The following is a 4156-nucleotide window of genomic DNA, read 5'->3' as shown; positions in this document are numbered from 1 at the left end:
GATAACACCAACAAGGGCGTTTCGGGCTGCTCAGTAAGTTGAAAGCGAGGCGCACTCAGGTGTTGATGCTGAGCAATCTTAAAGCGCACTAGCCTCCCTTCGAAAAAAAGCTCAACGATGTCCCCAATTTCTAGTTGGCTCAGGAAATCAAAATGCGTATCCATATGCGCCTGAATCAAAAATAGCGCGATCGCTCCGTCTTCACTGGAATAAACATTCAGCCCTGGCCCAAAAGAAAGCGCCTCTCCTGAGGCCCCTTGCAGCACATAGTATGTCCTTCCAAATCTCGGAACATTCAACTTAGCGACCGGATAGGTATCGGCCCATGGCCAAGGAAGATGCCGCTCGCCGGTGCGGAGCGTTTTCTCCCAAGCATTCGCTATCAACCACTGCCCAACGATCGCCTTTGCGTTTATGAGACTCGCCTGCATCAAATAAACCGATCCGATAACGAGGCAAATGGTTACGATCAGCGTCATGATCCGTGCACTCGCGGCCTTATTTCCCCGCGATTGACGCCCAATGCAGGGCTTCATTTTAGTGCTCATCACACCGCCTCCGCCGACACATCCATTTAGCCACGTGATATCGCTCCTTGCACTACACGCAGACGAGTGATCAGCAATAAAGCCATCGCAATGCCAAGCCAAACCAAACCGGCCTGCGTCATCCAAGGAGCAGACGTCGCCGTTTGCGCTAGATGGTACACTCTTGAGTCAGATCGGCCCGACTGCCATCCCTGAGGCAGGTTTGATCGCAGCTTCTGCGAGAACAGATCCGCACCTGCTCGGACTGGCGTGACATCAACAGCGACCAAGCTGGTATATTTGCTTACCTGATGATGCTTCAGAGCAAGCTCTGTCGCCTGAGACTTAAACCGGTCTCGATCGTCCAACCGAGTATTCAGCGCACGCTCAGTGAAATGTTGAATTTTTTGCCTCGCCCACTCTACTGCAATGCCCTTCACGCTATTCGTTTGCCCTACGCGCTGTTGCAGATAAGCGGGGCTATCATCATGTTGCGCTTCGATTTGCATTTCTGAAGGCCGCGTCGGTGTTTTAAATAGAAGGTAGCCCGCTTCATTCATGTACAAGTCGGGGGTTGGATTTGGCATCAAGTCGCTAAAAGGGATATCTAGGGCGATATCGATGTCCGTTAACGCGGGATGATTTATCTTTTCAAACAGCCGCTGTATGTTCTGCTTCACCTGTGAAAGATCACTAATGTAGGTAAAGGTGCCTCTACCTGCCTCGGCGGCGCGTCGCATAAAATAGCTATTAGGGGCTGAGCCTATTCCCACAGTAAACAGACGCGTCGTAGAGAGCATTTTTTCTATCAGGCCCAAAAGCGCATCTTCATTACTGACAGCACCATCCGTGATAAAAACAACTTGCCGGAAGAGCGCGTCATCTTCTCTGGTCAAAGCAAGCGTTAAGGCCGCTGTCATCTCTGTCCCTTTGTCTGCCTGTTGACGATCGAGGGCGCTCCGAGCCTCAAGTATGTTTCGACTTGTTGCTTTTCTGGAGCTTGCAAATACGGACCACGCCGTATCATTGAAAAACAGGATATTGAAACGGTCCTCGCTATCTAGATTTGCCAACGCGGAGCGAATCGCTTGCTTAGCCTGCCGTATTGATGCCCCCTGCATACTGCCAGAAACATCAAGAACAAAAATTAACTCACGCGCGCCATGCTCGATAGAGGAACTTGGCGCTGGGGGCATCAACATCAGCATATTGTAGTACTCACCGTTGACCGGCTCCGAAAACAAAGAAACTTGCGAATACGCCTTTTCGGCATAACGCCAGTTCACGACAAAGTCGCGGTTCGAGCGATTTTCCGAGTCTCCTGCAGTTACCTGAAAATGGGAGTCACTCTGTTTGTCCACATGAAGTGTATGACTATCGCTCCATATACGTTCAACGGGCATGCCCGCGCCAAGATCCATATGCAAGCGGACTGGGTTTGAGTCCGGCTCGCCGATATCTCGATATGCAATTTGGTGCTCTTTAGAGAGAAAGGCTGGTAAGCCTCGTCGGGCATTTGGGTCATACTGCGGCGTTGCCACTAAGGGCACTCTCAAACTGTAGCCATGATCCTTAAAGTCGAGCATGGTTTGGTAGCTAAACACGATCTGCACACTTGCTTGCGGTGCAATGTTAGCGACGCGCGTTGTAAAGAAGTTACCCTTTGGTTGCTCAAGCAACACCGCACGCTTCCCTTGCTGCTTGGCGCTTGAATAGATTTTTCTTGCTTCGCGTTTCTCCCTAATTTGACCTTCGATGACGCGTTCTCCGACCATCATCCTGAGTTGGTCAACCGCTGCGCCCTCCGGAAGCGGAAAAGTATAGATACCCTCAACCCAATGCTGTGATGGATTTTCAAATCGCTGTTTTACGGTAGCCCGGACAACCGGCCCATTAATGTCTAAATCGATGTCAGTTTGAAGAGCAAGCGGACGCGCGAGCTCCTGACTATCCTCACCTTCACTGTGTTTTAGCTGAAAGTTAATCGGCATATCTGACGCCGCGTCCGCCAGCGCACTTTCGCAAAGCACCCAGAACACCAACAAGCACACAAATAGCGCCATGGCTGATTGATACTCTGAGCCTCGCCTGTTGTGCGAACAAGGTGTTGTCTGGTCTTTGGCGTACGTCGGAGCCATAGCCGCTTGTGGGAGAACGCGGCGTTTTAACGCGATTTGCGCGAAACTGTTCATGATTACTCTCCTTAAAAAAGAGGCCACGATGCGTGGCCTAAAGGTGGGCTCCGCACGAGGAGTCGATAGAGAAAGGAAGACGAGCAGAGCCTCTAATCCAACCCCATAGGTTTCGTGCGAAGTAGGCCGCGCTAACGAGAGGAACGCGGCGCATGGTGTTTGTCTGCATCGTTTGCTGCAGGCAGCCTTCTTCGCACCGGATAAAATGGCCGCGAGAATGGCTGCACTAACTCCGGACTTCTCATCCATAGACGCAATAAGGTGGCCTCATCGAGCGCTACAAAACACTTCATTAGCGACCCCCTACGTTAATCGCAATAGGTAAAGACTCGCCTGAATCTTGGGCAAGAGCCGCAGGTTGCTCTTGGGCAGGCATGCTTAGCTCAATCGCCACACGTCGGTCTAGGATATAGTTTGCAGCATCCCCTGTGGAGACGGTCGCGAAGGCTTCGCCATGCGCGCGCCCGTCGATTCGGCCAGTATGAACGCCCTTGTCCACAAGATAATCTCGAATGGCATCTACGCGCGCTTGAGTTAAGGCTAGATTGGCATTCTCTGGACCAATCAGGTCACTATGTCCTTGTAATGAGATATGCATGTTTGGGTGCTCAAGCATGAACTCTGCAAGCTCGTCTATTCGGGCTTTTGCATAGTCTGGTATCGAAGACTCGTTGTGGCGGTAATACACTTCTTGCGAATAATGCTTGGCAATATCCGCAAGAATCTCCGCTTGCTCACGCTCGGTGACCTCTTGCGCTTTTAAATCTGCGAGCTCAGCAGACTTAATTGCGTTTGAGCGCTGCAACTTACGCGTCTGAGCGCGCAGCGCTTCTAACTGTATATTTGATTTCTTAAGCTCGCCTTCCAGGCTTGTTAGCGACATCACTTGCGAATCTAATTGCTGCTCGGTTTGCTCAAGCGCAGAATCCTTGTCTTGGCCATAACCGACACTGCCACCTAGAGCCGCGCCCGCAGCAGCACCAACTGGCCCGCCAAGTATTGCGCCAAGAGTGGTACCGATACCAATCCCCCAGTAGGTGCTTGAATGCTCGTCGTTTCCGAGGCTTTCATCCGCAAACGCTGGTGTACTTACAACCAATGCCTGCGAGCAGATAAGCGCCGCCGCAAAGGCCGTTTTCTTAGCTCTAAACGAGCGGCTACTTGAGGACGATTGGATCGTACTAAGCGTGCTCACCGATGTCGCTGTTGTTTGGTCATGATTTGTCATATGTTTTGTCTCCATTGGTTTCGTTGGTCGCCTAGCATGCGTTCCCTCGCATGTATTGATTCGGTGGAACCCGAATCGCTTATTCCATTCATTCCGTTCATTGCTAGGCGTTGGCGCTATTGAATGATTTTCTTGCACTCCAGTAATGGAGACTCTCTGGAAGGATTAGTGAGATGTTCTGGCTTTCTGGACAAGTGCTCCATTACGCG

The 4156-nt window shown here is 51.3% G+C and carries 3 protein-coding genes; all 3 read right to left on the bottom strand.

The window, feature by feature from the left end; genetic code table 11:
* Positions 1 to 548: sortase domain-bontaining protein (locus tag A3751_RS10040; protein ID WP_156492366.1), on the bottom strand; the 548-nt coding region annotated here is incomplete at its 3' end.
* 26 nt (positions 549 to 574) lie between these two features.
* Positions 575 to 2719: a marine proteobacterial sortase target protein gene (locus tag A3751_RS10035; RefSeq protein WP_068455217.1), complete on the bottom strand. Its 2145-nt coding sequence runs from the start codon at positions 2717 to 2719 to the stop codon at positions 575 to 577.
* 292 nt (positions 2720 to 3011) lie between these two features.
* Entirely contained in the window at positions 3012 to 3947 is a 936-nt protein-coding gene (locus A3751_RS10030) for an OmpA family protein (RefSeq protein ID WP_068464296.1), read from the bottom strand.
* Positions 3948 to 4156 lie beyond the last annotated feature (209 nt).

The organism is Oleiphilus sp. HI0080 (genome assembly GCF_001635135.1).
The sequence above is the reverse complement of the archived record's forward strand: the minus strand, read 5'-3'. Positions and strand labels throughout refer to the sequence as shown.

What these genes read in the sequence shown, in the direction of transcription:
- A3751_RS10030 (WP_068464296.1), bottom strand. Translation starts at nt 3,947, where the DNA reads ATGACAAATCATGACCAAACAACAGCGACATCGGTGAGCACGCTTAGT.
- A3751_RS10035 (WP_068455217.1), bottom strand. Translation starts at nt 2,719, where the DNA reads ATGAACAGTTTCGCGCAAATCGCGTTAAAACGCCGCGTTCTCCCACAA.